Genomic DNA, 23,813 nt, shown 5'->3' with positions numbered 1-23,813 from the left:
TAGAGGCATCCTAAGTGTGGTTTGTTCATGCGACACAGCACAAAACGTTCATGGATGGTTGTGCAATGCTTAAATCTCGTTAAGCGCGCTGATTATGTCTTCGGCATGTGACGGATCGGCGAACAGGGCCCGAAGCAAAGCGCTCAGGGGGTAGTTGGGCCAAGCCTCATCCAAGAGAAGAATTGTTGCTTTTGCCCGGTCGTACTCTCCCAACCTTTGATATGCCGCGGCAAGATAACCGATCGAGATGGCACTGACGGGGTCACCCAATCTGATCGATCTGTTGAATTGGTCGACGCAGCCCTGGTAATCTCCCAAGTGAAAACTGGATGACGCCAGCACGCTTCGATATGGAAACCTGCGATTGGTGGTGTCGTAGTTTTGCGCGCGTTTGGCGGACGCGATAGCACGTTCAAAATCGCCACCAAACAATGCAAACAAAGCGTCAAAGTTGATGACATGGATATCGTCAGGCGCGAGGCGGATCGCGCGGTTCGAATGTGCCATCGTCGCGTCGAAGTCCCGCTTGGCAAAAGAGACAAGAGCCAGCGCCGAGTGGCTCCAGCCTTCACCGGGTGCGAGTTCTACGGCCTTATCGGCATGCGTCTCTGCTTGAACCAGAAAATCGCGCTTCTCTGCTCCGTTCGGAGTGGTGATTGCCAGAATTCCTAACGATTGTGCCGAGCCCGCGTAGCCGCCAAAATACGAGTTGTCCAACGCAATCGCGCGCTTGAACATACCGCTCACGGCTTGCAGTCGGGCACGATCCAGAACTGGAAACATCAATGGGCGCGCTTCGTCTGCCAGATTCATAGCCTGCAGCTTTGTGGGGTTGGTGGAAAACAGAGCTTCCCGGACAGCTTGCTGTTTTCTCGCGGCTTCGGATGGGCCTGAGGCGCTTGTCGACTCCTGAGGGTTGAATTGAAGGTAAAATCCGGCGGCGCATACAAAAAGAACACCAATTAGTGCGGCGCCGAGCAGCCAATGGCGCCGTGTCCAAGGCGTGCCGTTTTCATGTTTGGCAGAAATCACCTCAAATCGGGGTACATAGCCTCCGGGATCCACATGAATGCGCAAGCACTCATCCTTGCCGGAATTCGAATAGTAGTTTGCCAGTCGCCGGCGCATGCGACCGGCATCTACGCGCACTACGGCCATTGGATCACCGCGCCCACCCAATGGTCTGCCGTAGACATCCTCGGCAATCGACTTAGCCCGGATGTCGTTCCCGTGCCCCGCCAAAAGAGTTTCAACGACATAGCGCAGAAAAGACTGTAACCGCTCAGCCCCTTCAAATTCCGGGCTGTTCAATATGGCGTCCAATGCCTGCCGGATTTCAGAATCCGTCAGGTCATTAGGGATCGGATCTAGGTCCGATTCTGAGTGCAGCCCCCTAAATGTCATCACATCAGTCGCTTTCGTGTGCCTCGCAAGCATCTGAAAATAAACATGTTACGACGTAACATACGTTAAGATACCTGAATATGTAAATGAATTTCGACGATACTTGACCGGAAAGGAGGGGGAATAGCCTTTTCGCTGAGGCCTAACCGAGATCAGATACCTTGGGGATCGATATGGTTTCATTGACACTGGTGTTTCCGGATCGAACGGACGAAATCGGCCGACTACGCAGTTCGGATACGGTGTTTGCCCAGATCTGTACCGACTATGAAAGCTTGACAGCGCTGCTGCCCTGCGATGCCAGCGACCCAACTTACGCAGATTTAACTGATAGCCTTCGGGGGCTTGAGGACGAAATTCGGCTTTACCTCGTGTCCAAATCAAATTCCTCCGAAGGCTAACAAACCGCAAGAAAGGTGATCCAAATGCTGGCTAACTTATTGTTTTATTTGGGTCTGGTCGTCTCATTGTCCATTGGCTTCATGTATTTTCGCGACCTTGGAGATATCAGCCAGATGGTGTTGAAGGTGAAGCGGAACAATATGATCCGGTTCATTCGAAACGAAAACACCTATATCGCAGTTGGTATTGGCGGACTGGCTTTGATGCTGTTGGGGCATCTGATGGGCGGCGGCCCGGGTTGGTTGTTCTTCCTTGGCGCGCCTGCCGTGACGCTTCTTATTGTATTCCTGTTCGTTTTTCCCTGGATCTGGGTTCACATTGGTCTGCGGAACCAGCAAGACAGCGCCCGTTACTTTCCAATCTCGGAAGCCAAGCAATTCATAAACCCTTCGGCAAGCGTTCTTGTGATCGAAAACAACGGTCATGCCCGCGCCCATTCCGATGCGCAGTTGATGCGCCCGCATTTGGCGGGAAATTCTGAGGGGCTGGGTGGCGACGATATTGTCATGACGTACTGCGCCATGGCCAATCTGGGCCTGGCTTACAAACCACAGATCAATGGCAAACGGCTTGATCTTGAGGTCATGGCCCAGCATGGCAACAACCTGATCCTGCGTGACAACACGACAGGTGAACCCATTCAGCAGATTTATGGCCGTTTTGACAGCGACCAGTCCGAGCAATCTGCCATGCAACCTTGGCCCACTTTTCGGATGAGTTTTCGAGGCTTCCAAAAGGCATATCCGGATGGCGAAGTGTTTTTGAACAAACCCTCTTCAAACCCTTTGCTGCGGCTCTTCGACCTGTTTACTGAAACTGTATTCGCCTCGGGGATTGCGAAACAGCATCAGGAGGCAGCGCCAGTCATGGACAATATGAGCCATAGCGATGACCGGTTGCCCAACAAAACCTATGTCTGGGGCGTTACAATAGCTGGCGACGCTGTCTGCTGGACCGATGATTTCATTGCCAAGCATCACGGGTTGATCAATGCGAACGTAGGTGGCCGTGATGTCGTGGTTGCCTATGACCCGGTCTATGAAAGCGTGGGTGTCTGGTACAATGACAGCGGCGCTCCGGTAACGGAAATAGATTTCTTCGGCAATTCAAACTGCGGAAAGCTCAGCCGCGTCGAAACCCTAAGGTCAGGGATGTTCTGGCATGTCTGGGTCGAGTTTTTTCCGGCTACAGACATCAACCGCGTTGGAGCTGAGACACTGGACGCAACCCAATCTCAGCACCCCCCAATATCCGAACCCGAAACAGAACCGAAACAAAGCCAATGAGTGGAGGCGACATGAGACAAGTGGTTTACCTATCCGCGAGCATATGTATCGCAGCTCAAACGTTGACGGCGCAGGAAGCGCCGATCATTCACGACGCTGAGTATTACATACTGCAAGCCCAGCACGCCGAAAAATGGGCCGAGGATGATGCTGCGGTTGACGCGCTGCTTTCCGAGTTTCGGGAGCGCAATAATGGCAATCCGCCAAATATCGTTTCCATCCTGATTGATGATCTTGGTTTCGGGGATATGGGTATACCGGAACTCAACGCAGTACGAGGCATTGAAACTCCGAACATCAATCAATTCTCGGACGAAGGTATGCGGATGGTGCGAATGTACACAGAACCATCCTGTACTCCGACACGGGTTGCTCAAATGACTGGGCGTCTTCCAGTACGCATGGGAATGGGCAACACGACTGTGGATATAGCTGGCTTCGGTCTTCCAGGAAAGGAAGTCACTCTTGCTGAGGTTCTTAAAGAAGCGGGCTATGCCACCAGCCATGTAGGTAAATGGCACATGGGTGACATCGCTGAGAGCTGGGCGATGAACCAAGGTTTCGATTACGCACAACATGCGATCCACCAACAAGGTCAGCTTACGATTTTCAACGATGATGCCATTCGCGAGCAAGTCTCAGTTGGTATCGGAGATTTTGTCCCTGATTACGTGCTCGACGAGTGGTTCCGCCCAGACGCTTCAGCAATGATGACCGTCATCGAAGGCGAGGCAGGTGGACCAATCATGGAGATTCGAATGCAACCAGGCGAGCGTTGGGGCGCATTGAAATACGATGAGATGAACCAAGCGTATCAAGACAAAACGATAGAAGAGCTAAGACGTCTTGCTACCGGTGAGCAACCATTCTTCCTTCAATACTGGCCGATGATCCCACTACATAACACGCGCACTGGACGAACTGGGCCAGAGTCACCCAATGGGGGCCTCTACGCCGACAAGCTCCAGTTGCTCGATGAATACCTCGGGGAAATCTTCGCCGAAATGGAAAATCTGGACGTCGCGAATAACACTGTGGTTGTTGTCATGGGTGACAATGGACATTTCACCAAATACTCACCTCAATCCGGCTTCACACCGATGATCTACAAAGGTGGCAAAGGCGACACCACCGAAGGCGGGGTTCGAGTTGACGCCTTTATTCGCTGGCCTGGTGTTATCGGCCCAGATTCAATGGTTAACAACATCTTACACGTCTCCGATCTCTATACGACACTGTCACGTATCGCTGGCGCAGATGGGTTCATCCCGCGCGATCGGCTGGTAGATGGCGTCGATCAGTCAGCTTCGATTTTGTTCGCTGATGAATCCAAAGGTCGCCGAGACTCGTTGATCGTGTATAACATTGATAAACCCGCAGCGATCATTAAGGATAAATTCCGAATGAACCTGCCGAAGGACCTCACAAACGGTATTTTGGCAGACTTCATAGACATTTATCGCGACACTCACGAAAAGTACCCTGTCTCGACTGAAGTCGGTGCTTGGGGAGGTCAGGAATTCGTTCGAATTCTCGCTCGGCACCAAGCCCGGAAGGAAAAATTCCCTGACGAGAAGCCCGCCTTCGGCATCCCTTACGAGGGGATTGAAAACATTCGCCCTGAAACCGCCGCGGCCGTTGAGGCTTTCAAAATCAAACAATCCTCGGTCAGCAAATGAGGTGCGTTTCGCACAAGCAGCGCCAGCGTGTCCTGTTCCTGTGGAAGTGAATAGCTAGGAGATCGGTAAATGAAATTTAATACATCTGCTTGCGCCGTAAGCACGATAACCCTGTCCTGTCTGCTTGCTTGTGGTGCGTCCGCCCAATCGCTGCCTGCGCCGGGGCAGGATGACGAAGGCTGGCGGCATACCCTGGGATTTTACTTATTCACACCACTCAGAACCACCGGAACGTCCACAGTCGCAGGTCTTTCGGCTGATCTTGACCTTGATCTGGGCGACGTCTTGGAAGTTCTCGATTTCGCGGCGGCCGGGCGTTACGAAGCCTGGAATGGTGATCTGGGAATTATCGTTGATGCCAACTATGTGGGGATAGAACAGGACGCGACGCTGCCAGGGCCGCTCGGGTCGTCGGTGAATGTGGACGTACGGCAAAAATGGTTCGCGGTTTTAGGAGCCTATCGAATTGCAGACGGCACCTATGGCTCCACCAATCGGCGCTATACTGTCGATCTTCAGGGTGGCATTCGATACAATTCGATCCGGCAAGAGATCGACATCACAACACCAGGGCCAACCACTCCACCTGTATTGGGAGGGGACCAAGGCTGGGTCGAACCGGTCATCGGTGCGCGCGGCATGTGGCGATTGAACGAACGATGGACGGCAGTTACGTCAATCGACCTTGGTGGTTTCGGCGCTGGGGGAAACGATCTTCAGATCGGTGCGAATGTCGGTTTCGATTATCAACCCTGGAACCGAACATCGATCATATTTGGCTATCGCTATTTCAGCGTTGACTACAGTGATACGCTGAGCACGGGAGCGTTTGCCTATGATGTGACCCAACACGGGCCTTACTTTGGATTGAAGTACTACTTCAATTGAGGGTCAATTTTGAGGGTCTTTGCAACGCGATGCTTTGGCGATCGTCAGGTCGCCTTTCAAGCAGACGGGATATGATCGTCGTCACTGTGAAGATTTCTTTCAAATGACAGAAAGTCATAGTATCCACACCGATCGCCATGAGGATAAGCGCGGCAGGCTTTGGGCCGCGCGTCGTATACTGTGCAGATGCGCCGATCTTGGTCGAAGAACACGCATATCTTTTTGTAAACGCGGTCAACTTTATGCTTTAGCTTCAACGGATATTGGCTGCGCCCACTGAACATCCCAAACTTGGTATATTTTGAGATCAGCTTCTCTTCCGAGACGCCCAAATGCGAACACAGCCTGGTGACGTCGGGGGCCAGCAGGTCGATCTCATCGTAGGTGCAACAAAACCCGGGGCATTTGGTGCAATCGTAGTTGGCCGACATTTTTACCCCTTAAAGTTTGCTGTGTGGTCTCTGCCTCTGGCAGAGAAATAATGAATATCGGAATGCGGTCAGAATGTTGACTGGGCATCTGGAACAGAAACTAAAACCTTGACCGATTGGATGCGCAAGCTCATTCTCCTGATCAGAAAGGGAGATACCATGAGTGATTTAACTGTTTTTGTACAAGAAGCTGATTTGAATGAACTGCCCATTGCCCATCTCAACAAGATTGAAGAAATTCTTTTGCGTTCGCAGGATAGTGCTGTGCAGCAACTGGAAAACATCACAACAGCGATTAAGCTGATCAACGACAACCGCCAAAGACGCGATGGCGGTGGTGGTGTTAAGAAAAACCCGAACAACAAAGGCTGATCCCGGTCAAGATGTCTGAGCGGTGGCTTTGCGCAGCATATCTGCCGCTCGTGCAAAATTCGGTCGATCACGTAGCAGATCGGCCACAACAGGATCTGACCAATCAATATGGTCAAGGGCCGTGGCAATTTCTGCGATACCATAATCCTGCTGATTTGCACCGCCAGATTGCAATACGGTCTTCAGGGAAGACATTCCAAACGTAAGCAAGTCGTCCGCGCGCTGCCCTTTTGGCCCGTCGGGCACCGGGTCCCATAGCGAGCCATGGGTCATCCAGCGGCGGGCTGTGTGCAACAGATTGCTAAAGCCGACATAAAAGCTTCCAACGCCGATATAGTTCTCCAGCGTATAGACGCGGTGTGTGAACTTGCCGGGCAAGAACAGAGTTTCACCAGGGCGGATGACGAACCAGCAAGCACTTTTCAGAGACAAAAAAGCCTCGGCATCGAACCGGGCGCGGGTTGTCACACTGACCCGTTCAACATCGTCCAGACCAGCTGCAAGCCCTTCGTATGTGTCCCATGCCAGCCACAATTTGCTTCCCACGCAGCAATGATTGCAAACCGCCATATCGTCTGAATGAGAGTCGGTCAGCTTACCAGCTGTACTGAACACTGCAGTCAGCATTTCCAATTCGCGAATGTCTTCCGAAGCACCGGACATGAGGTTCCACGGCTGCAGGAAATCCACGTCAAAGAATTCGGAGAGCGCGCTGTCTCGAACCGGGAGGTCTGTGACGCCCATGATCACGCCAGACTGCCGCCAGCGTTGCAGGATTTCCGCGATACTCAGGTCCCGCTTTTCGTCACTTGTTCCCAAACGAACCGGATAGGTCTCTGAGGAAGTGCATTTACTCAACCGGTTCGCCAACTGCTCTGGTGTGCAGAAGATGTCACCGTCGCTTTTACGCGCCATGGGTTGAGGGAAATCCCGGTAAAGCGCTGGGGCTTGTCTGGCCATGTGGTCGAACAGGTGCCGTTTTTGAAATGGAACGGGCTTTAGTTGCAGGTCCAACAGCCTTTGCACAGATTCCTCGGGGAACCGAAGCGTGTTATCGATCTTCCTAAGCTTGCGGAAAAATGCCAGAACGTCCTCTTTCGATTGAGCGGTGTCTGCGCTCTGTCTTTCACGCAACATTCGGAGATCTCCCGCCTAATCGCTCAAGATGTTTCTGTGCTCTTTTCAGGTCGACTGTGGGGTTGTTTATATCGACTGCGGCAAGTGCCCGTTTGAGGAACACCAGATCGGGCCATCCGGGATCCTGGGTCGACGCGTGATCTGCCATGCTGAGCGCGATTTTTAGCATGAGGCTTGTAGCCCCCTGTTCTTCCGCAAGTGTGAAGGCGTCAAGAAAGCACGAGCGCGCGCCATCACGGTCTTGGTTTGAACCCAGCAACAAAAGCTCTCCTTTGACACGCTGCGCCTCGGGTGAGAGCCAGGGTTGTTTGGTGATAATGTCGTCAACTAAGTCCAACCCGGCGTTTTTCTCACCCGTTTCAAGATGAACCTTTGCTTCAAGCAAAGTGCAAAACCCTTGCCGCCAGGTGTTTGACATAAGGGCAAGCCCCTCATCATGATGCCCCTTTTTCGCAAGAGCCCAACCTTTCAGATTGAGGCTCCACTCGACAAAGAAAGGATAGCTCTGGCGTTTTGATTGTTCGATTATTTCGTCTGATACCTCAATCAGGGCATCATATTCGGAACTGAAATGCAGCAGGACTCCACGCATCGCCAGCGAGTACACAATGGATTGTTTATAAGCGATTTTCTTTGCCAGTTCCAGCGACCGATCCGCAAACTCAACGGCCTCTTTCGTGCGACCCATATACCACCGGTTGAACGACAAAAAGCACAAGCTTTCGACACCGGGGTCTTCGCCGGTCTGGATGGACAGCGATTGAAACCGTTTGGGATCATAAATTTCCACAGATTTTGACAGATGTGTTTCAGCCTGTCGATGATCCCCCCGCAAGGTAGAGGTTACCCCACACAGGTTACGAGCCACTAGTTTCGAGACTTCGTCATCTCGTTGTCGGGCAAAATCCAAACAGAGATCCGCAAGTTCCTGTGCACGTGTATAGTCCGACCCAACCTGCGCTGAGTTCCACATTCCATAAAGAATTTCATGCAGGCAGGTCTTGTCCTCTCCGGCATTGGTAAGCTGCCATGCGTCTTCGTATGCTTGTACGGTTTCAGGCGCAGTATAGCCTTTCACGCTCGTCAGTGCCGCGCCATAAGTCGTAAGTAATTCAATTCTTTGACGTCTCTTGTCTTGATTTGACGGCTTGCTGTCGACCAACGAAAGCGCTTGCTCAAAATGGCTGATCGCCTCTGTCGTCGCCGAGTGCTCCATCGCGCGTCGCCCGGCCGCTTCCCAATACTTCAGCGCTTTTTCTTTGTTGTTTGCCCTACCAAAGTGTTGGGCTAAGATTTCTGGTGATTTCTTGATTGACTCAGTGCTGGAGTTCTCAAGAACAAATCCGATGCGTGCATGCAATTCACGTCGGGCCTTTCGTGTGAGGCCATCGTAAATGGCGTCCTGAACCAACGCGTGTTTGAACTTGAAAACACCGTCAATTGTGTCCGAAGAATCAACCAACATGCCAGCGTCGATCAAAACAGCTAGAATGCGGCGGGTTTCTTCGCGCTTTATTCTGGAAATCCTGGAGAGAAGAAGCTCGGAAAACTCCCGACCGATCACAGCAGCACAGCCGACGAGTTTGCGCGCCTCCGGTGACCTGTCCAAACGGGAAAGCAGTGAGTCGTACAGTGTTGCCGGGATCGTGACGTAGTCGCGCTGACCGAAAGCGCCCTGCTTTGCACCTGTATCGGAAGCCATATTTGCGCAGACGGTCTTGGTCAATTCCTCAAGAAAGAATGGAATACCGTCCGATTTTTGCAGAATTTGCTGTTCCAGTTGCTCTGAGACAGGCATCCCCGGAGACCAGTTTCGAATGATCTGGATGCCCTGTGCGCGTGAAAGCCGGTTAAGCCTCAGACTGGAGACGGAATTCTGGCGATTGACTTCACCGATTTCATCCTGCCGCGATGTAATGACAAGAAATGCCCTGTGATTGGGTATTTCAGCAGCAAGGGCATGCAGAAGCTCCAGTGAAGTCGGGTCTGCCCAGTGCGCGTCTTCAAAAAGGATGATCTTTGGTCGGCCATCGTTGGAGTGCAGGAGAATTTTGACAAGGCACCTGATGCTCTCGGCTTTCTGCCTTTCGGTCGACATGGCCGCAGGCGCGGTGCTGTGGGTGTCGAAAAAGAGCATATTTGCGATCGTTTCACGATCCTGGCGATCCTGGATGCCCTTCGCGCTCAAAAATGCGTAGAGCTTTTCCAGTTTCTTTTCATCTGTATCGGCGTCGGTTATGTGCGCTTTGGTGGCAACGTAGTCCATTACGGGATGAAGGTAACTGTTGGAGTAGTAAGACCGACACTCCATCTGCACGGTTTCTGCATTCACTGAGGTGCTCTGCGTCAGAAGCGCGGTCGTGATCGCTGACTTCCCGATCCCTGCTTCGCCGGAAACTATCGCGATCTGCCCGTCGCCTTGTAATGTTGTCGCCCACAAATCATTCAGCATTCCAATTTCGTGGGCGCGGCCAATAATCTCACGAGGGAACTCTCTGCTTTGATGAGAGGGGCGTTCGCTGCTGCCAACAGCTCCCAGCACTTCGTAGATTTTATGCGGCTCATCAATTCCGCGCAGGGTTATTCCTTCGTGCAGCTGAAAATTGAACCTCTGCCACGCCAAAGAGGCTGTGGTGGAACTTACAAAAACTGAATTCGGCTGTGCCGCACCCTGAAGTCGCGCTGCAAAGTTCGGCGTAAAGCCCAAGATGTCGATATCTTCGGATTTTCCCGTTGTTTTCTTGTTCAGCAGAACCTTGCCCGTTGCGATGCCAACACGCACAGCCAACCTTCTGGAAATCTCAAGGTTTGAGTTTTCGCTGTATTTTTCAATCGCTTTGACAATATCCAACCCGGCGTGAATCGCGCGTTCAGCACCATCTTCATAGGCATGCGGGTGGCCAAAAAAGGCCATCATCCCGTCGCCGAGTCTGAAGGCCACGAACCCATCATAGCGTTCGACGGCAGCAGTCCACAGCGCACGGCATTCCGAGATCGCCTCACTCAGATCTTCCGAGTCGAACGTGTTTGAAAGCGCCGTCCACCCAACAAGGTCGCTGAAAAGAACCGTTATCTGCCGATGCTCAGTTGTGGTTTCTGAACTAGTGTCCAATCCGCGAACAGGTGCGGTGTCAGATTTGGTTTCAAATGACGACCGGTAGTGCCGCCGGAACCGCAGACGGTCTCCGATTGGAATTCCAAGCTCGATAAAGTCGGCATCCGTGAGCTCACCGATCATATCCGGTTCAATCGCGGCCTTTTTCATGATGTCGGCGTATTTCCCCAGCCCGGCTTGTTCCAGCCAACTGGACAGGGAGGGAACGATTGGTGACATCTTCAGACAAATCCTGTGCTTTGATTCAAATCCAGTTCTTCAGACGTTTATACGTCAGCACCTTAGCCTAATTTGGCTGGTGGCAGTTAATGTTTCAGTAAATTGGTCTTCTTTGAATTGTGCTTTAGTACCGCTAATCGGTTGAGATATCTAGGCTCTTGTCTAACAATCTTTGGTATTGTTGCTTTAGAGCAGAGTGACGTTGGCCCCGATTGCAGATGCGCTCAGCTGGCTTTGACGGGCTGGGCACGGCTAAAGATATCGGAATTTAGAATGCAATTTCTGGTCGGCTGTCTGTGTCTTAGTTTGCGCCAGCATTGTGTAAATCGCAGAGCTTACAGACAGAATTCAGAAAAGTTTATTGTGTTGCGGATCCTAGAGCGGACCTGTCGGAACGGCCGAGGCTCTGTCCAAGTTGTGCGGGCAGAGGCGATGTAGCGCCTATCTGGGCCAGTGTCAGGCTGGTTTCCTGTGATATCACATCCCACAATTCCCGCAGCCCTGCCTCGCCCTTCGCGGCGACTGCGTACAACAGGATACGCCCTAAAAAGGTGAAATCACCTCCTGACGCCAGTACTTTCACGACGTCTTCACCACTGCGTAATCCGCTGTCGTAGAAAAGAGGGAATTCCGGGCCAACGGCCTGACGAATTTCAGGCAACGCCAGAACCGGGGGAATGGCTGCGTCCAGTTGTCGACCGCCATGGCTGGAAACTTGAATGGCGTCTACGCCAGCCTGTTTAAGCCGCAGCGCGTCTTCGGCATCTAGGACACCTTTTACAACCAACTTGCCTGCCCATCGGTCACGCAGGCGAGCGAGATAATCCCAATCTGCGCGGGCGCGAGATTCAGTTCGGTCAAAAGCGCCTTCGGGGAAATTCGCCATTTGTGGTTTGCCACGGAAAAGAGTGCTTAGCGACCAACGCGGATGCAAGGCGAAATCGATAAATTGCCGTGGCCCGATCCGAAACGGCATCTTGAAGCCGTGACGCAACTCGCGCGGGCGACGGCCGACCTCGGGCACGTCCAACGTCAGAACCAGTGTGCGATAGCCCGCCGTCTTGGCACGCTCCACAAGTTTCATCGCGCTGCTGCCGTCGCCGCTGAAGTACAGTTGGAACCACGCGTGGCCTTCAGCGACTTCGATGATCTTTTCCAACGGAGTCGATGCCACGGTCGAAACCCCATGCGGGATTTTGTAATCGGCTGCCAGACGCGCCAGCATTAGGTCCGCCCCGGGCGCCGCCAGATTGCACATACCCATGGGAGAGATGCCAAACGGCCGAGCGGAAGCATGGTCAAAGACGGGCAGGTTCAGGCTTCGATCGCTGACATCCACCAGCACCCGTGTGCGCAGGCGAATGTCCTGCAAAGCGCGCCGGTTCAACTCTGCGCCGTGCTCTTCGCCTGCGTTACCATCCATGTAGTCAAACACCATCCAAGGCAGACGCCTGCGGGCGATCCGCCTGGCATCCGCGCTGGAATGGATCTGGCCGGACGGCAACATGATCGGGGCCTCAGGCCTGAACGGCTTTCATGAAGCGATCACGGATCACCACCGGGTCCATGGTGATGACGGGCATCTTGGCGTTGCCGCTTTCGCATTTGGCCACGATGATGGTCATCTTGTCTCCGGCCAGTGCGTCTTCGACAGCCTGTTTCGTATCCTCGGCCCGGCATTCAACCACGTTTTCGCAGCCGCACGCCGATGCAACAGCCGCCAATGACGTTTTTTGCCCTGCATAGGTCGGCTGATCACCGGTCGAGCCGTATGATCCGTTGTCTACGATCAGCAGGATGAAATTGTCTGCCACATTGTTGGCGATCGTGGGCAAAGTCCCGAAATTGGTCAGAACCGAGCCGTCTCCATCGATGGCGATCACCTTTTTGTCCTGCGCAAGCGCCAATCCCAAGCCGATGCTGGATGCCAGGCCCATTGTGCCGAGCATGTAGAAATTGGTGGGCTGATCGTCGATGGCGTGCAGTTCCTGGCTGGGGATGCCGATATTGCAGACCACCAGTTGGTCGCGGATGACAGGGGCGATTTCTTTCAGAATCTCAGAGCGGATCATTGGTCTCCGTAGCCTCCCCAAAAGGATGCGTCGGTCAGAATGGCGACCGGCTTATTGCACATGAAGGTGTATTTCAGGATCGTATCCAGCTCATCAGCGTCACTTTCCTTGTGGAAGTGATAGGTCGGGATGTTCAGCTGGGCCAGCAGCGCCTTGGTGTGCACCGCCATTTCAACCTGGCAGGCCACCGGTTCGCGCAGCTCACCTCGGTATGAGATCAGCATCGGCAGCGGCATCCGGTAGTACTGGATCAACGTGGCCAGCGTGTTGATCGTCACGCCGATGGCGGTGTTCTGCATGATGATGGCGGGCCGTTTGCCCCCCATCCAGGCCCCGGCACACAGGCCCATGCCTTCGTCTTCTTTGTTTGAGGGGATGTGAAAAATCTCGGCGCGCGCTTCGACCTCGTCGATGACACCGGCCAACTGCTTGCAGGGTACGGTGGTCACGAAACTGATGTCATTGGCCACCAGATCATCAACGATTTTGCTGTGGATGGACATTGTCGGTTCCTTTGTTCACTGACATTCATATCGCGCAAAACCCATGCTTTACTCAATTTAAATTTACTTTACTCGGAATAAAGAGATGTTTTAGATCTGTTTCTGGCCGTACCCGAGTGATTTCATGAGCATCACGCTATACAAAACCCTGATTGCCATCGCCGAGACTGGCAGTTTTGCTGCGGCTGCTGAAAAGGTCTATGTGTCTCAGGCGGCGATTGGGCAGCAGATGAAGCGGCTTGAGGATCAACTGCAGATCATATTGTTCGACCGCAGCCAACGCACCCCCAGGCTCAATCAAACCGGTTGGGCGCTGGTGCCCAAAGCAAAAGAGCTGGTGCGTGCCTATGACACAATCCTGGACGGCGTGGCAGGTGAAGCTGCTTTTGGCGGAGAGTTCAATCTTGGGGCGGTTTCTTCGACGATCCGCAGATTGATCCCAACCACTGTCCGCCGTTTGTTGGAAACTTACCCAGAGCTTCGGGTTCACGTAACGTCGGCCTTGTCCGGAGATTTGCAGACACAGGTCGAACGTGGTGTGATCGACGCGGCGGTATTGAGCGCGCCGGAAGCCCTGACCTCAGAACTGGAATGGCACCCCTTTGCGGACGAAGAACTGGTGCTGGTAACCTCCCCTGAGGTGACCGATACCGATCCGACCCGAATCCTTGCAGAGCAGCCTTTTGTGCGTCACGCCCGGGATGGGATGGTGGGTGTTCTGGCCGATACTTGGCTGGCCCGAAACGGAATCCGGGTGAGATACGCCATGGAAATGAAATCTTTGGAGGATCTCACGAGCATGGTGGCGCATAATTTGGGCGTTTCTATCGTGCCGAACCTATGTATGCCCGATCCGGAATTCGGGCGGTTGCGTAAGATAGCACTGGATGGCAAGCCCGTTTCCCGTGCGCTTGGTGTCTTGCTGCGCGCCGACAGTCCCAGAAAGCGACTAATTAACCTGTTTGTCGACGAAATCCGCACGTCTGTGGCGCAGAGTCCGGTTGCGCACAGCAACTAAGCTGCGGGGCACTAGGTTTTATCCACGCGTTCATCCCCGTCAATGCCTGCTTCTTCCTCCTGAACCAAAGTTTCGGCTTGCAAGACACCGGGTTGTGCTGCGCCGATAATGCCCACAACTTGCACTTCACCGGTTTCAGATGGTGCGGCAACCTGAAAGCGTCGGATTAACGCGATCAGGGCGACAGAAAGTCCAATGCTGGCCAAGAGCACCTGTAATCCGCGGCCTCCGAACAAAGATATGGCGTTTGGGCCCAGCATGGTTCCGACCAATAGCCCAATGTTCAGTAGCAGAACCATGGTGCCGCTGGCGGGTACGATTTGGGACAATCGGAGTTGATCATTCGCGTGAGCGGTCAGGATCGAATATGTCGGGTACAATCCGATGGCGATCGCTACAAAGCCGTAAACGATAAATGAGGGAGACGTGTTGACCGCCATCCATGCACCTGACACCGCAACGATAATACCCAATCCGATAACAACGTAGCGCCTGTCTGTGTGATCGGATATCCAGCCGACTGGGTATTGAACAACAGCACCAGCGATCAGTGCAGCCACCAAAGCACCCGATGCCTGTGCGGCCGAAAACCCTTGTTGCAAGGCGTACAAAGGCAAGGTGATGTAATGTGCCGAGACGCCGATACTGACCAGAACGATGCCAATTACGGCGATGGGCGAGACCTTGTACAACCGGGTCACAGGCATGCGTTCCGGAACCGTATACTCTGGCGCTTTGTTGCCTGAAAGAAGCAGCGGTACGATAGACAAAGAAATGAGTATCGAGACTGTGCCGAACAGCAGATTGCCGGTTGGATCTGGAAAGCCAACAAGTGCGGTACCCAACGCAGGCCCTGCGAGCTGGATAATGAAGTAGAGCGACAGCACTTGCGCACGCGTGTTGTTGTCGGATTTTGCGTTCAGCCAACTTTCGGTGATCACATAGAGGCCTGGGTAGCAGAATCCGCCCAAGAAGCGCATGACGCTCCAACTGATGGCGTCGCTGGTAAGCAGATGTACGATTGCTGCGATGGATACCAGCGATGCAAGTGCCGAAAAGGCCCGTATATGTCCGACGTTTTCCACCAGACGCGGGGCCATGGCCGTTCCCGCAAGCGCACCCAGCGGATAACTGGCCTGCATGACCGAGATGGTAAAGTCGCTAAATCCCAGACTTGCCCCGCGAATTGTGAGCAGAGTTGCCAGCAGGCCATTGGCGACCATCAGCATGAGCATCCCTAAGAACAGGGCCCAGTTTTCATTTAATGCGCGTATCATGCCCCATGGCTATTGCGGACCGGATTTGGAATATACCAATCCCGCGACATGCGGATGTCGCGACGAGTCAAAAGCTAATCTTTCAGTTTAAATCCGGCACGTTGTCAGTCGTTTAGGAATGCTCAGACTGGAAGACAACAGAGGTCCAATAGTCGTTTGAAACCAGCGCTATCAAGCCCGTCGAATTGAAGCGCCAGCTCTGCGATCTCTTGCCCACGTTCTGTGCCAAGCACAGGGTCGGCAAGGTCGTGGAATTTGGCTCGAATCTCAGCGTCGCTGAGGGGCATATCCGCGTCTCCACGCGGTGTTCGGGGGGCATCCTGGATGCGGCGGCCATCGTTTAACACCAGAGTGACTTGTGCCCAGCGTTTGTCGGTGCTGATGCGAGTCATCTCGGGGTCGTCAATCAGCTCAATTGTACGGCTGACGCGTAGGATGTCCGGGTCGCGCAAGGCTGCCGCGCTCAGCTCTTCGATACCAACTTTGCCCCGTACAATCATCGCAGCCACCGGAAACGCGATCGCATAGGCGAATTCGTCCTGATTTGCAGGCTCATGCCCAGCCAGACGGGTGGCGTAATGGAAGGTGCGGATTTCGACGCGCTCAATCTGGGTATGAGACAGGTTGTGGAGGCGCATCATCTCTTTGACGGAATCGAGTGACGGATGTGCCCAGCGACAACAGGGATACGCTTTGTAATGTGTGTGATCGACCAACCGCCAGCCAGATCCCAAATCAGCCCAGAACGCTGCTGCGTCCTCGCCCTCACAGGTCAGGGCAGGGGCGCCAGTAAAGCTTTCCATCGCAAGATAAGCTGCTGTTACGCCAGACGGAGCCCCCCATCCAACCCCATCCCGCACCATAGTCGGGTGATCAATGCATCGCATCATCTGGCTACGCGGGCCGTGGTATTCCCCTATGCCTGCCGCTTGGCGGATTTGTTCGGCCGTTCCTCCAAGCAACTTGACACCTGCTGCCGCAACGCCAACGGCGGTCCAGGCTCCGGAGGTGTGGTAGTCAGCGCAGGTTGCGTGCTGCGCCAACCCGGCGCGGTAGGAGAGTTCGTACGCGGTGGCCAGAACCTCGGCAAAGCGGCGACCACTTATTTGTGGAACGCTGGCTTGAGCCATAGCTATCAGGGCTGGGAAGATCGCCGAACCCGCATGACCCTTGCAGGGTGTTGTGCCGTCATGGGCGTCGATACTGTCCACAGTGAACGCCCCGGCCATGGCAGCGCCAACCGGGCTGACCGTCCGACCATCCATAAGCATCTGTGACTGTCCGGCACCGCCTGCGCCAAAAATCAGCGGCGCGACACGTCGCGCGATATCTGACAGTTCTGTAGTGGATCCGACTGCGGCGACTCCTATGGTATCAAGAAACGATCTGCGCAGTGTCCACAGTGCTTCTTCGGGCAGATCATCATAGTGCAGGCCAGCGGCGAATGCGTCAAATCTCTGGCTCATGGAATAATGTCCTCGCGAATTCAGGCCCTGCTAAAGCGACCATTATCCCGCGCGGATCGAAAAACAAGACGTTGCTATCTCGGTTTGACAGTTAGTGAGTTTGATTAGGAACATTCAGTTTCCTGGGTCAAAGCAAGCTCATTCCAGCGACACCCAGAGGACTTTTGCGTCTTCTTTGCTGGTCGAAATACACCCGTGTCCCATCCCACTGTCGTAATACAGTGAATCTCCGGCTTTCATCGGCAAAGGCCGATAATGTTCCGACAGAAAGATCAACTCACCGCTGAGGACATACATGAACTCCTCGCCGGAATGGCGCACAAGTGGATCGAACTCGGACATGTCTCGCGCCCGGATCGTTGCAATATAGGGCAACATACGTTTGCTGGTCAGGTCCGAACACAGCAGTTCATGCAGATACGTCGCGGTTTCCCGCGTTTCGCCCTGACCTTTGGCTGTGAAATCGCGCCGACCCGATATGCCGGATTGACCCGTTTCTAAGAACAACTGTGGAGGGTTCATATCCAACGCCTGGGTCAGGCGGCGCACGATCTCGAAGCTGGGCTTGGTCTGATTGTTTTCAATCTTCGACAAGGTCGAGCGACCGATTCCCGCTGCGCGCCCGGCCTCTTCCAAAGTCCAGCCTTTTTCCCGCCGCGCATCGCGAATGGACCGGCCTAACGCCGCGCCTTCGTCCTCTTCGTCCTGGACAGAACCTTCATTCCAATGGTCGTCGCCCATCAAATTCCTCCCAATTTATCACAGGTTACAGATTCCCCTGTACTCACGCAACATCACGAATATGAGAAATATGTTGCCTCCAAGAGCGAAATTCCACTATAGGAAACAAAGTTTCGAACCGAGGATTCGAAAGCGGAGGAGAAAACTATGTTCAAAACGTCGCTGAAAGAGGCTGATCCTGTCATCGCTGCGTCGATTGACCGCGAGGGCGCGCGCCAGGCCGAGCAGATTGAGCTTATCGCATCCGAGAACATCGTCTCTCAGGCCGTGATCGAAGCGCAGGGCTCGGTTCTGACCAATAAGTATGCCGAAGGCTATTCGGGTCGCCGTTATTATGGCGGGTGCGAGTATATCGACGAAGTCGAATCCGAAGCCATCGAACGGCTGAAAAAGCTGTTTGGCTGTGAATATGCAAACGTTCAGCCCCATTCGGGTGCGCAGGCCAATGGCGCGGTCAAACTGGCGCTGCTGCAACCCGGTGACACTATCCTGGGTATGTCACTGGATGCGGGTGGTCACCTGACGCATGGCGCAAAACCGGCTCAATCCGGCAAATGGTTCCGTCCGATTCAATATGGTCTGACCGAGGCTGGCCTGATCGATTACGATCAGGTTGAAGCACTAGCAAAGGCGGAAAAGCCCAAACTGATCATTGCGGGCGCGTCGGCCTATTCGCAAAAGATCGATTTCGCCCGCTTCCGCGCCATCGCCGACGAAGTTGGTGCCTGGTTGTTGGCTGACATGGCTCATATCGCGGGTCTGGTCGCAACTGGTCTGCACCCTTCGCCCATCGGTCACGCGCATGTGGTGACGTCGACCACGCACAAAACGCTGCGCGGCCCGCGTGGCGGCATCATCCTGACCAATGACGAGGCATTGGCGAAAAAGATCAACTCGGCGGTGTTCCCCGGCCTGCAAGGTGGTCCGCTGATGCATGTGATCGCTGGTAAGGCGGTTGCGTTCGGCGAGGCGCTGAAGCCTGAGTTCAAGGAGTACATGCAGCGCGTGGTCGATAGTGCTTCGGCGCTGGCGGACGTCATGATCGCACGCGGGTGTGACATCGTTTCCGGCGGCACCGAGAACCACCTGATGCTGGTCGATTTACGCCCAATCGGTGTAACCGGCAAAGATGCCGAAGCCGCGCTGGAGCGTGCCGGGTTCACCTGCAACAAGAACAGCGTTCCCGGCGATCCGCAAAAGCCGACAATCACCAGCGGTATTCGTCTGGGTACCGCTGCCGGGTGCAGCCGGGGCTTTGGACCGGAAGAGTTCAAACAGATAGGCAACCTGATCGGTGACGTTCTGGATGCACTTGCCAAATCTCCGGAAGGCGATGCCGCCGTTGAACAGGCAACCCGCGCCCAAGTCCGCGCGCTCTGCACCAGCTACCCGATTTACTGAAAGACGACGAAATGAGCTATGACCTGATTGTCATCGGTGGTGGACCTGGCGGTTACGTTGCTGCCATCCGCGCAGCCCAGCTGGGCCTGAAAGTGGCTTGTGTCGAAGGGCGCGGTGCATTGGGTGGCACTTGTCTGAATGTGGGGTGCATACCCTCCAAAGCGTTGCTGACCTCCTCGGCTAAATTTGCCGAACTCTCCCATCTCTCCTCCCATGGCATTGCGGTCGGGGAGGCCAGCATAGACGTCCCTGCAATGATGGGGCGCAAGGACAAGATCGTTGGCGACCTGACCAAGGGCATCGCGTTTCTGTTCAAGAAAAACGGCGTAGATCTTATCGAAGGCTGGGCCAGCATTCCAGCGGCAGGACAAGTCAAAGTGGGTGACGAGGTTCATGAGACCAGGAACATCCTGATTGCTACGGGGTCCGAGCCTACGCCATTGCCCGGGATCGAGATTGACGAACAGAACGTCCTGAGTTCGACCGGTGCAATTGCGTTGGACAGCGTGCCGGATCATCTGGTGGTGATCGGGGCTGGCGTGATTGGTCTGGAACTGGGTCAGGTCTGGGCGCGATTGGGCGCGAAGGTCACTGTCGTTGAGTATCTGGACCGCATCCTTCCTGGCATTGATGGTGAAATTGCCAAATTGGCGCAAAGGGCGCTCAGCAAGCGCGGATTGAAGTTCCAGTTGGGGCGTGCACTCAAATCTGTTGAAGAAACCGAGACTGGTCTGACATTGACCTTGGATCGCGTGGGTAAAGACAAAGAAGAGGTGATCGAGGCCGACAAGGTTCTGATCGCCGTTGGTCGTCGTCCCGTGACTCGTGGACTGGGCTTGGAAGAGCTTGGCGTCGCAGTCAACCCGCGCGGCTTCGTCGAAGTGGACGGCACGTTACAAACATCTGTTCCGGGCATCTATGCCATCGGCGACTGTGTTCCCGGACCGATGTTGGCTCATAAGGCAGAAGAAGATGGCATCGCTTGTGTTGAAATGCTCGCGGGTGAAGCCGGACATGTCGATTACAACACGGTTCCGGGCGTGGTTTACACCGACCCCGAGATTGCTTCGGTCGGTTTGACCGAAGAAGCCTTGAAAGAGGCAGGCACCGAATACGCCGTTGGCAAGTTTGCCTTCATGGCCAACTCGCGTGCCCGCTCGACCGGTGAGACAGACGGCGCGGTCAAGGTTTTGGCAGACCCGAACGGCAAGATCTTGGGCGCGCATATCTGCGGGGCGCATGGCGGTGATCTGATCGCTGAATTGGTTCTGGCCATGACCGGGGGCGCCACCGTGACAGAGGTCGCAGCAACATGTCACGCGCATCCGGCGATGGGAGAGGCGGTCAAAGAAGCCTGCCTTGACGCCTTGGGCCGCGCAATCCACGCGTAAGAAAGAACAGCCAGATGACTATCCAGCTTCGCCCTCGCCACCCTGAAAAGGCCAAAAAGGCTGACAGTGTCATCCCGCGTAAACCCAAGTGGATTCGCAAGAAAAAGGGCGATAGCGCCGAGTATTACGAAACCCGCCGCCTGATGCGCGAACATAATCTGGCGACCGTATGCGAAGAGGCCGCTTGCCCCAATATCGGCGAGTGCTGGTCCAAGCGCCACGCCACCATGATGATCATGGGAGAGGTCTGCACCCGCGGTTGTTCCTTTTGCAACGTCTCCACAGGCCGTCCCGATGCGCTGGATGCGTTTGAACCGGGTAGGGTTGCCGCGGCGGTGAAGAAACTGGGCCTGCGCCACGTGGTCATTACTTCGGTTGACCGCGATGATCTGGACGACGGCGGGGCCGAACATATCGCGCAGACCATTCGCGCCGTACGTCATCAGAATCCGGGCACCACGGTCGAGGTTTTGACCCCTGATTTTCTTGGAAAAGGCTCTGCTTCAGATATTGTATTTGACGCAGCACCCGATGTTTTCAACCATAATCTGGAAACTGTGCCGCATCTTTATCCGACAGTGCGTCCCGGTGCGCGGTATTATACTTCGCTGCGGCTTTTGGATGATGCCAAACGCGCCAATCCCGAGATTTTCACGAAATCCGGCCTGATGGTGGGCTTGGGTGAAAGCCTGAATGACGTGCGGCAGGTCATGGATGACCTGCGCGCGGCTCAAGTCGATTTTCTGACGGTTGGCCAATACCTGCAACCGACCCCGAAACATCATCCAATTGACCGGTTCTGGTCACCGGAGGAGTTCGCCCAACTGGAACAGATCGCACGTTCCAAGGGCTTCCTGCACGTGTCGGCAACCCCGCTGACCCGTTCATCGTTCCACGCGGACGAAGACTTCGCTGCTCTTAAGCAAGCCCGCCAGCGGGCCATCGCAAACAGGGCATAACCAAACGCAAATGGGAGGGAAACCATGGAAGCGTTAACTTCAATCACAGGGGCCATCAATGGCGTCGTATGGGGGCCGTGGATGCTGGCGCTCATCCTTGGCGTCGGCTTCTTCCTGCAGGTGGGCCTGAAATTCATGCCGATCCTGCGCATTGGCACGGGCTTCAGCCTGCTGTTCAAAGGGCGGGAAGGTCAGGGCGAAGGGCAGATCAGCCCGTTCAACGCGCTGATGACCTCGCTGTCGGCGACCATCGGTACAGGTAACATTGCCGGTGTGGCCACTGCTGTCTTCCTGGGCGGTCCGGGCGCCTTGTTCTGGATGTGGATGACCGCCCTGGTGGGCATGGCCACCAAATATGCTGAAGCTGTCTGCGCGGTGAAATACCGCGAAAAAGACGAACTGGGCAACTATGTCGGCGGCCCGATGTACTACATCAAAAACGGTCTGGGCGCGAAATGGGCCTGGCTTGGCGTTGCCTTCGCTCTGTTCGGCGGCATCGCGGCCTTCGGCATCGGAAATGGCGTTCAAGCCAACGGTGTGGCTCAGGTTCTGGAAACAAATTTCGGTATCAATGAATCGATCACAGGCATTGTGCTGATGATCCTGACCGCCGCCGTTATTCTGGGTGGCATCACTCGCATCGGTGCTGTTGCAGGTAAATTGGTTCCGTTTATGGCCATCGCCTACATCGTTGCGGGCCTGCTGGTTCTGCTGATCAACATCGGTTCAATCGGCGCAGCGCTGAGCGATGTGTTCACTTATGCGTTCACGCCTTGGGCTGCCAAGGGCGGCGCAGCTGGTGCAGCGGTGTGGCTTGCCATCCGTTTTGGTGTGGCGCGCGGTGTCTTCTCGAACGAAGCTGGTCTGGGTTCTGCCCCGATCGCCCATGCCGCAGCCGAGACAAAGGGACCTGTAAATCAGGGCCTGATCGCGATGCTGGGAACATTCATCGACACGATCATCGTGTGTTCGATCACGGGTCTGGCGATCATCGCTTCGGGCGCATTGGATGCGTCGGTCGCGGATTTCGTCGCGAATGGCGAAACCGAAGGATACAAAGCGATTTCCGGCGCAGCTCTGACGTCGCTGGCCTTTGAAACCACTCTGCCGGGCATCGGCGGGTACCTGATCGCTATCGCTCTGTCGATCTTTGCGTTCACCACCATCCTGGGCTGGTCTTTCTATGGCGAGAAATGTGTTGAGTTTCTGCTGGGTGTTAAATCCCTGCTGCCTTACCGCATCCTGTGGATCGTTGCGATCTACTTCGGCGCAACAGCAGATCTAGGCTTTGTCTGGCTGCTGGCAGATACGCTGAATGCTATGATGGCTATCCCGAACCTGATCGCTCTGGCCTTGCTGAGCCCAATCGTCTTCAAGCTGACGAAAGAGTTCTTCGCCTCGAACGGTCAATCGGAAGAGCCCGGTGGTAAAGCTGCCGAATAAGCTCGGCCCTGACGAATACGGGGGGCCACACCGGCCCCCCGGTTTTGAAACAGAATTCCATATCTCGAGGAGAGACGTGATGGCCACGAAAATCCTGCTGCCCATTGATCACACCGACGACCGCTCGTGGAAGAACGCCCTGCCGCTCGCACTGGAACAGGCCAAGTTCTACGGTGCCGAATTGCACGCCGTAGCCGTCATCCCCGAGATCATCCAGCTTCCGAACCTGCCTGCTAACTATGGCGCTGGCGCGAAAGATCACGTTCGCAACGCGGTTCAGGCAATTCTGGATCACGGCAATGCCTCCAACGTGCACGTGCATGTCGAAGAAGGCAGTGTTTACCGCGAAATCCTGAAACTCGCTTACAAGGATGGCTTTGATCTGATCATCATGGCTTCGACCAAGGGCGATTTCCCGAACTACGAGATTGGCCCGAACCTGGCCCGCGTGGTGCGCAATGCGCATTGCACAGTCACAGTCGTTCGCGACCAATCCCGTTGATTGAAAGGTTAGTACAATGACCGATATTAGACGCACGCCCTTGTACGATTTGCATGTTGAGTTGGGTGGTAAGATGGTTGATTTTGCGGGTTGGGAGATGCCTGTCC

General features: G+C 54.6%; 21 protein-coding genes. 11 read left to right on the top strand and 10 right to left on the bottom strand.

All coding sequences use genetic code 11. The annotated features are described in order from the left end of the window. Positions 1-69 precede the first annotated feature (69 nt). A complete protein-coding gene (locus ACR0EV_RS10540; protein ID WP_480800027.1) occupies positions 70-1,404 on the bottom strand; it encodes a tetratricopeptide repeat protein in 1,335 nt (444 codons plus the stop codon). Positions 1,405-1,577: 173 nt separating this feature from the next. Between ACR0EV_RS10540 and ACR0EV_RS10535 the strand changes: the two genes are divergently transcribed. From ACR0EV_RS10535 to ACR0EV_RS10520, 4 genes are all read left to right on the top strand, one after another. Next, on the top strand, positions 1,578-1,805 hold the full coding sequence (locus tag ACR0EV_RS10535) for a hypothetical protein (RefSeq protein ID WP_480800026.1): 228 nt from the start codon (positions 1,578-1,580) through the stop codon (positions 1,803-1,805). Between the two features lie 24 nt (positions 1,806-1,829). Then, entirely contained in the window at positions 1,830-3,092 is a 1,263-nt protein-coding gene (locus tag ACR0EV_RS10530) for a DUF3179 domain-containing (seleno)protein (protein WP_480800025.1), read from the top strand. Between the two features lie 11 nt (positions 3,093-3,103). Further along, positions 3,104-4,771 carry a sulfatase-like hydrolase/transferase gene (locus tag ACR0EV_RS10525; RefSeq protein ID WP_480800024.1) on the top strand — a complete coding sequence of 556 codons (1,668 nt, stop codon included), beginning with the start codon at positions 3,104-3,106 and terminating at the stop codon, positions 4,769-4,771. 69 nt (positions 4,772-4,840) lie between these two features. Continuing rightward, positions 4,841-5,659, top strand: a complete 819-nt coding sequence (locus tag ACR0EV_RS10520; protein ID WP_480800023.1) for a hypothetical protein — start codon at positions 4,841-4,843, stop codon at positions 5,657-5,659. Between the two features lie 56 nt (positions 5,660-5,715). Here the strand turns inward: ACR0EV_RS10520 and ACR0EV_RS10515 are convergent, their stop codons facing one another. Continuing rightward, positions 5,716-6,090 (bottom strand): YkgJ family cysteine cluster protein, encoded by a 375-nt coding sequence (locus ACR0EV_RS10515; RefSeq protein WP_480800022.1) that lies wholly within the window; start codon positions 6,088-6,090, stop codon positions 5,716-5,718. A gap of 159 nt (positions 6,091-6,249) precedes the next feature. Here ACR0EV_RS10515 and ACR0EV_RS10510 point away from each other — a divergent pair, with 159 nt between their 5' ends. After that, positions 6,250-6,462, top strand: a complete 213-nt coding sequence (locus ACR0EV_RS10510) for a hypothetical protein (RefSeq protein WP_171105850.1) — start codon at positions 6,250-6,252, stop codon at positions 6,460-6,462. Positions 6,463-6,468: 6 nt separating this feature from the next. Here ACR0EV_RS10510 and ACR0EV_RS10505 read toward each other — a convergent pair whose 3' ends face one another. The 5 genes from ACR0EV_RS10505 to ACR0EV_RS10485 form a co-directional block, all read right to left on the bottom strand. Then, on the bottom strand, positions 6,469-7,599 hold the full coding sequence (locus ACR0EV_RS10505; RefSeq protein WP_480800021.1) for a hypothetical protein: 1,131 nt from the start codon (positions 7,597-7,599) through the stop codon (positions 6,469-6,471). Further along, positions 7,589-10,933: an AAA family ATPase gene (locus ACR0EV_RS10500; RefSeq protein ID WP_480800020.1), complete on the bottom strand. Its 3,345-nt coding sequence runs from the start codon at positions 10,931-10,933 to the stop codon at positions 7,589-7,591. Before ACR0EV_RS10500 ends, ACR0EV_RS10505 begins: the two co-directional genes overlap by 11 nt. Positions 10,934-11,291: 358 nt before the next feature. Beyond that, positions 11,292-12,440: an alpha-hydroxy acid oxidase gene (locus ACR0EV_RS10495; RefSeq protein WP_480800019.1), complete on the bottom strand. Its 1,149-nt coding sequence runs from the start codon at positions 12,438-12,440 to the stop codon at positions 11,292-11,294. A 10-nt stretch (positions 12,441-12,450) separates the two neighbouring features. Then, positions 12,451-13,005: a sulfopyruvate decarboxylase subunit beta gene (comE, locus tag ACR0EV_RS10490; RefSeq protein ID WP_171187480.1), complete on the bottom strand. Its 555-nt coding sequence runs from the start codon at positions 13,003-13,005 to the stop codon at positions 12,451-12,453. Then, a complete protein-coding gene (locus tag ACR0EV_RS10485) occupies positions 13,002-13,508 on the bottom strand; it encodes a sulfopyruvate decarboxylase subunit alpha (protein ID WP_480800018.1) in 507 nt (168 codons plus the stop codon). The genes comE and ACR0EV_RS10485 overlap by 4 nt, the downstream gene beginning before the upstream one ends. Before the next feature lie 124 nt (positions 13,509-13,632). Here ACR0EV_RS10485 and ACR0EV_RS10480 point away from each other — a divergent pair, with 124 nt between their 5' ends. Then, positions 13,633-14,526 carry a LysR family transcriptional regulator gene (locus ACR0EV_RS10480; protein WP_480800017.1) on the top strand — a complete coding sequence of 298 codons (894 nt, stop codon included), beginning with the start codon at positions 13,633-13,635 and terminating at the stop codon, positions 14,524-14,526. An 11-nt stretch (positions 14,527-14,537) separates the two neighbouring features. Here the strand turns inward: ACR0EV_RS10480 and ACR0EV_RS10475 are convergent, their stop codons facing one another. From ACR0EV_RS10475 to ACR0EV_RS10465, 3 genes are all read right to left on the bottom strand, one after another. After that, a complete protein-coding gene (locus tag ACR0EV_RS10475) occupies positions 14,538-15,803 on the bottom strand; it encodes an MFS transporter (RefSeq protein WP_480800016.1) in 1,266 nt (421 codons plus the stop codon). Between the two features lie 122 nt (positions 15,804-15,925). Continuing rightward, entirely contained in the window at positions 15,926-17,269 is a 1,344-nt protein-coding gene (locus tag ACR0EV_RS10470; protein ID WP_480800015.1) for an MmgE/PrpD family protein, read from the bottom strand. A gap of 138 nt (positions 17,270-17,407) precedes the next feature. Next, a complete protein-coding gene (locus tag ACR0EV_RS10465) occupies positions 17,408-18,010 on the bottom strand; it encodes a helix-turn-helix domain-containing protein (protein ID WP_480800014.1) in 603 nt (200 codons plus the stop codon). Between the two features lie 147 nt (positions 18,011-18,157). Here ACR0EV_RS10465 and glyA point away from each other — a divergent pair, with 147 nt between their 5' ends. The 5 genes from glyA (at position 18,158) to ACR0EV_RS10440 (ending at position 23,706) form a co-directional block, all read left to right on the top strand. Beyond that, positions 18,158-19,411 carry a serine hydroxymethyltransferase gene (glyA, locus tag ACR0EV_RS10460; protein WP_480800013.1) on the top strand — a complete coding sequence of 418 codons (1,254 nt, stop codon included), beginning with the start codon at positions 18,158-18,160 and terminating at the stop codon, positions 19,409-19,411. A gap of 11 nt (positions 19,412-19,422) precedes the next feature. Then, positions 19,423-20,802 carry a dihydrolipoyl dehydrogenase gene (lpdA, locus tag ACR0EV_RS10455; protein WP_480800012.1) on the top strand — a complete coding sequence of 460 codons (1,380 nt, stop codon included), beginning with the start codon at positions 19,423-19,425 and terminating at the stop codon, positions 20,800-20,802. Positions 20,803-20,816: 14 nt separating this feature from the next. Then, positions 20,817-21,761, top strand: coding sequence for a lipoyl synthase (gene lipA / locus ACR0EV_RS10450; protein ID WP_480800011.1), 945 nt, complete (start codon positions 20,817-20,819; stop codon positions 21,759-21,761). A gap of 24 nt (positions 21,762-21,785) precedes the next feature. Beyond that, the gene (locus ACR0EV_RS10445; protein WP_171095665.1) at positions 21,786-23,204 is read left to right on the top strand and encodes an alanine/glycine:cation symporter family protein; all 1,419 of its coding nucleotides are present in this window, start codon (positions 21,786-21,788) and stop codon (positions 23,202-23,204) included. A 79-nt stretch (positions 23,205-23,283) separates the two neighbouring features. Beyond that, the gene (locus ACR0EV_RS10440; protein WP_480800010.1) at positions 23,284-23,706 is read left to right on the top strand and encodes a universal stress protein; all 423 of its coding nucleotides are present in this window, start codon (positions 23,284-23,286) and stop codon (positions 23,704-23,706) included. Positions 23,707-23,813: the final 107 nt, after the last annotated feature.

The organism is Ruegeria sp. CF8 (assembly GCF_056537285.1).
Note: the sequence above shows the minus strand (reverse complement) of the source record. Positions and strands in the feature narration are given on the sequence as shown.

Bases quoted from the DNA above. Each gene is read 5' to 3' on its own strand.
- ACR0EV_RS10540 (WP_480800027.1), bottom strand. From the start codon at position 1,404: ATGACATTTAGGGGGCTGCACTCAGAATCGGACCTAGATCCGATCCCT.
- ACR0EV_RS10535 (WP_480800026.1), top strand. From the start codon at position 1,578: ATGGTTTCATTGACACTGGTGTTTCCGGATCGAACGGACGAAATCGGC.
- ACR0EV_RS10530 (WP_480800025.1), top strand. From the start codon at position 1,830: ATGCTGGCTAACTTATTGTTTTATTTGGGTCTGGTCGTCTCATTGTCC.
- ACR0EV_RS10525 (WP_480800024.1), top strand. From the start codon at position 3,104: ATGAGACAAGTGGTTTACCTATCCGCGAGCATATGTATCGCAGCTCAA.
- ACR0EV_RS10520 (WP_480800023.1), top strand. From the start codon at position 4,841: ATGAAATTTAATACATCTGCTTGCGCCGTAAGCACGATAACCCTGTCC.
- ACR0EV_RS10515 (WP_480800022.1), bottom strand. From the start codon at position 6,090: ATGTCGGCCAACTACGATTGCACCAAATGCCCCGGGTTTTGTTGCACC.
- ACR0EV_RS10510 (WP_171105850.1), top strand. From the start codon at position 6,250: ATGAGTGATTTAACTGTTTTTGTACAAGAAGCTGATTTGAATGAACTG.
- ACR0EV_RS10505 (WP_480800021.1), bottom strand. From the start codon at position 7,599: ATGTTGCGTGAAAGACAGAGCGCAGACACCGCTCAATCGAAAGAGGAC.
- ACR0EV_RS10500 (WP_480800020.1), bottom strand. From the start codon at position 10,933: ATGTCACCAATCGTTCCCTCCCTGTCCAGTTGGCTGGAACAAGCCGGG.
- ACR0EV_RS10495 (WP_480800019.1), bottom strand. From the start codon at position 12,440: ATGTTGCCGTCCGGCCAGATCCATTCCAGCGCGGATGCCAGGCGGATC.
- comE (WP_171187480.1), bottom strand. From the start codon at position 13,005: ATGATCCGCTCTGAGATTCTGAAAGAAATCGCCCCTGTCATCCGCGAC.
- ACR0EV_RS10485 (WP_480800018.1), bottom strand. From the start codon at position 13,508: ATGTCCATCCACAGCAAAATCGTTGATGATCTGGTGGCCAATGACATC.
- ACR0EV_RS10480 (WP_480800017.1), top strand. From the start codon at position 13,633: ATGAGCATCACGCTATACAAAACCCTGATTGCCATCGCCGAGACTGGC.
- ACR0EV_RS10475 (WP_480800016.1), bottom strand. From the start codon at position 15,803: ATGATACGCGCATTAAATGAAAACTGGGCCCTGTTCTTAGGGATGCTC.
- ACR0EV_RS10470 (WP_480800015.1), bottom strand. From the start codon at position 17,269: ATGAGCCAGAGATTTGACGCATTCGCCGCTGGCCTGCACTATGATGAT.
- ACR0EV_RS10465 (WP_480800014.1), bottom strand. From the start codon at position 18,010: ATGGGCGACGACCATTGGAATGAAGGTTCTGTCCAGGACGAAGAGGAC.
- glyA (WP_480800013.1), top strand. From the start codon at position 18,158: ATGTTCAAAACGTCGCTGAAAGAGGCTGATCCTGTCATCGCTGCGTCG.
- lpdA (WP_480800012.1), top strand. From the start codon at position 19,423: ATGAGCTATGACCTGATTGTCATCGGTGGTGGACCTGGCGGTTACGTT.
- lipA (WP_480800011.1), top strand. From the start codon at position 20,817: ATGACTATCCAGCTTCGCCCTCGCCACCCTGAAAAGGCCAAAAAGGCT.
- ACR0EV_RS10445 (WP_171095665.1), top strand. From the start codon at position 21,786: ATGGAAGCGTTAACTTCAATCACAGGGGCCATCAATGGCGTCGTATGG.
- ACR0EV_RS10440 (WP_480800010.1), top strand. From the start codon at position 23,284: ATGGCCACGAAAATCCTGCTGCCCATTGATCACACCGACGACCGCTCG.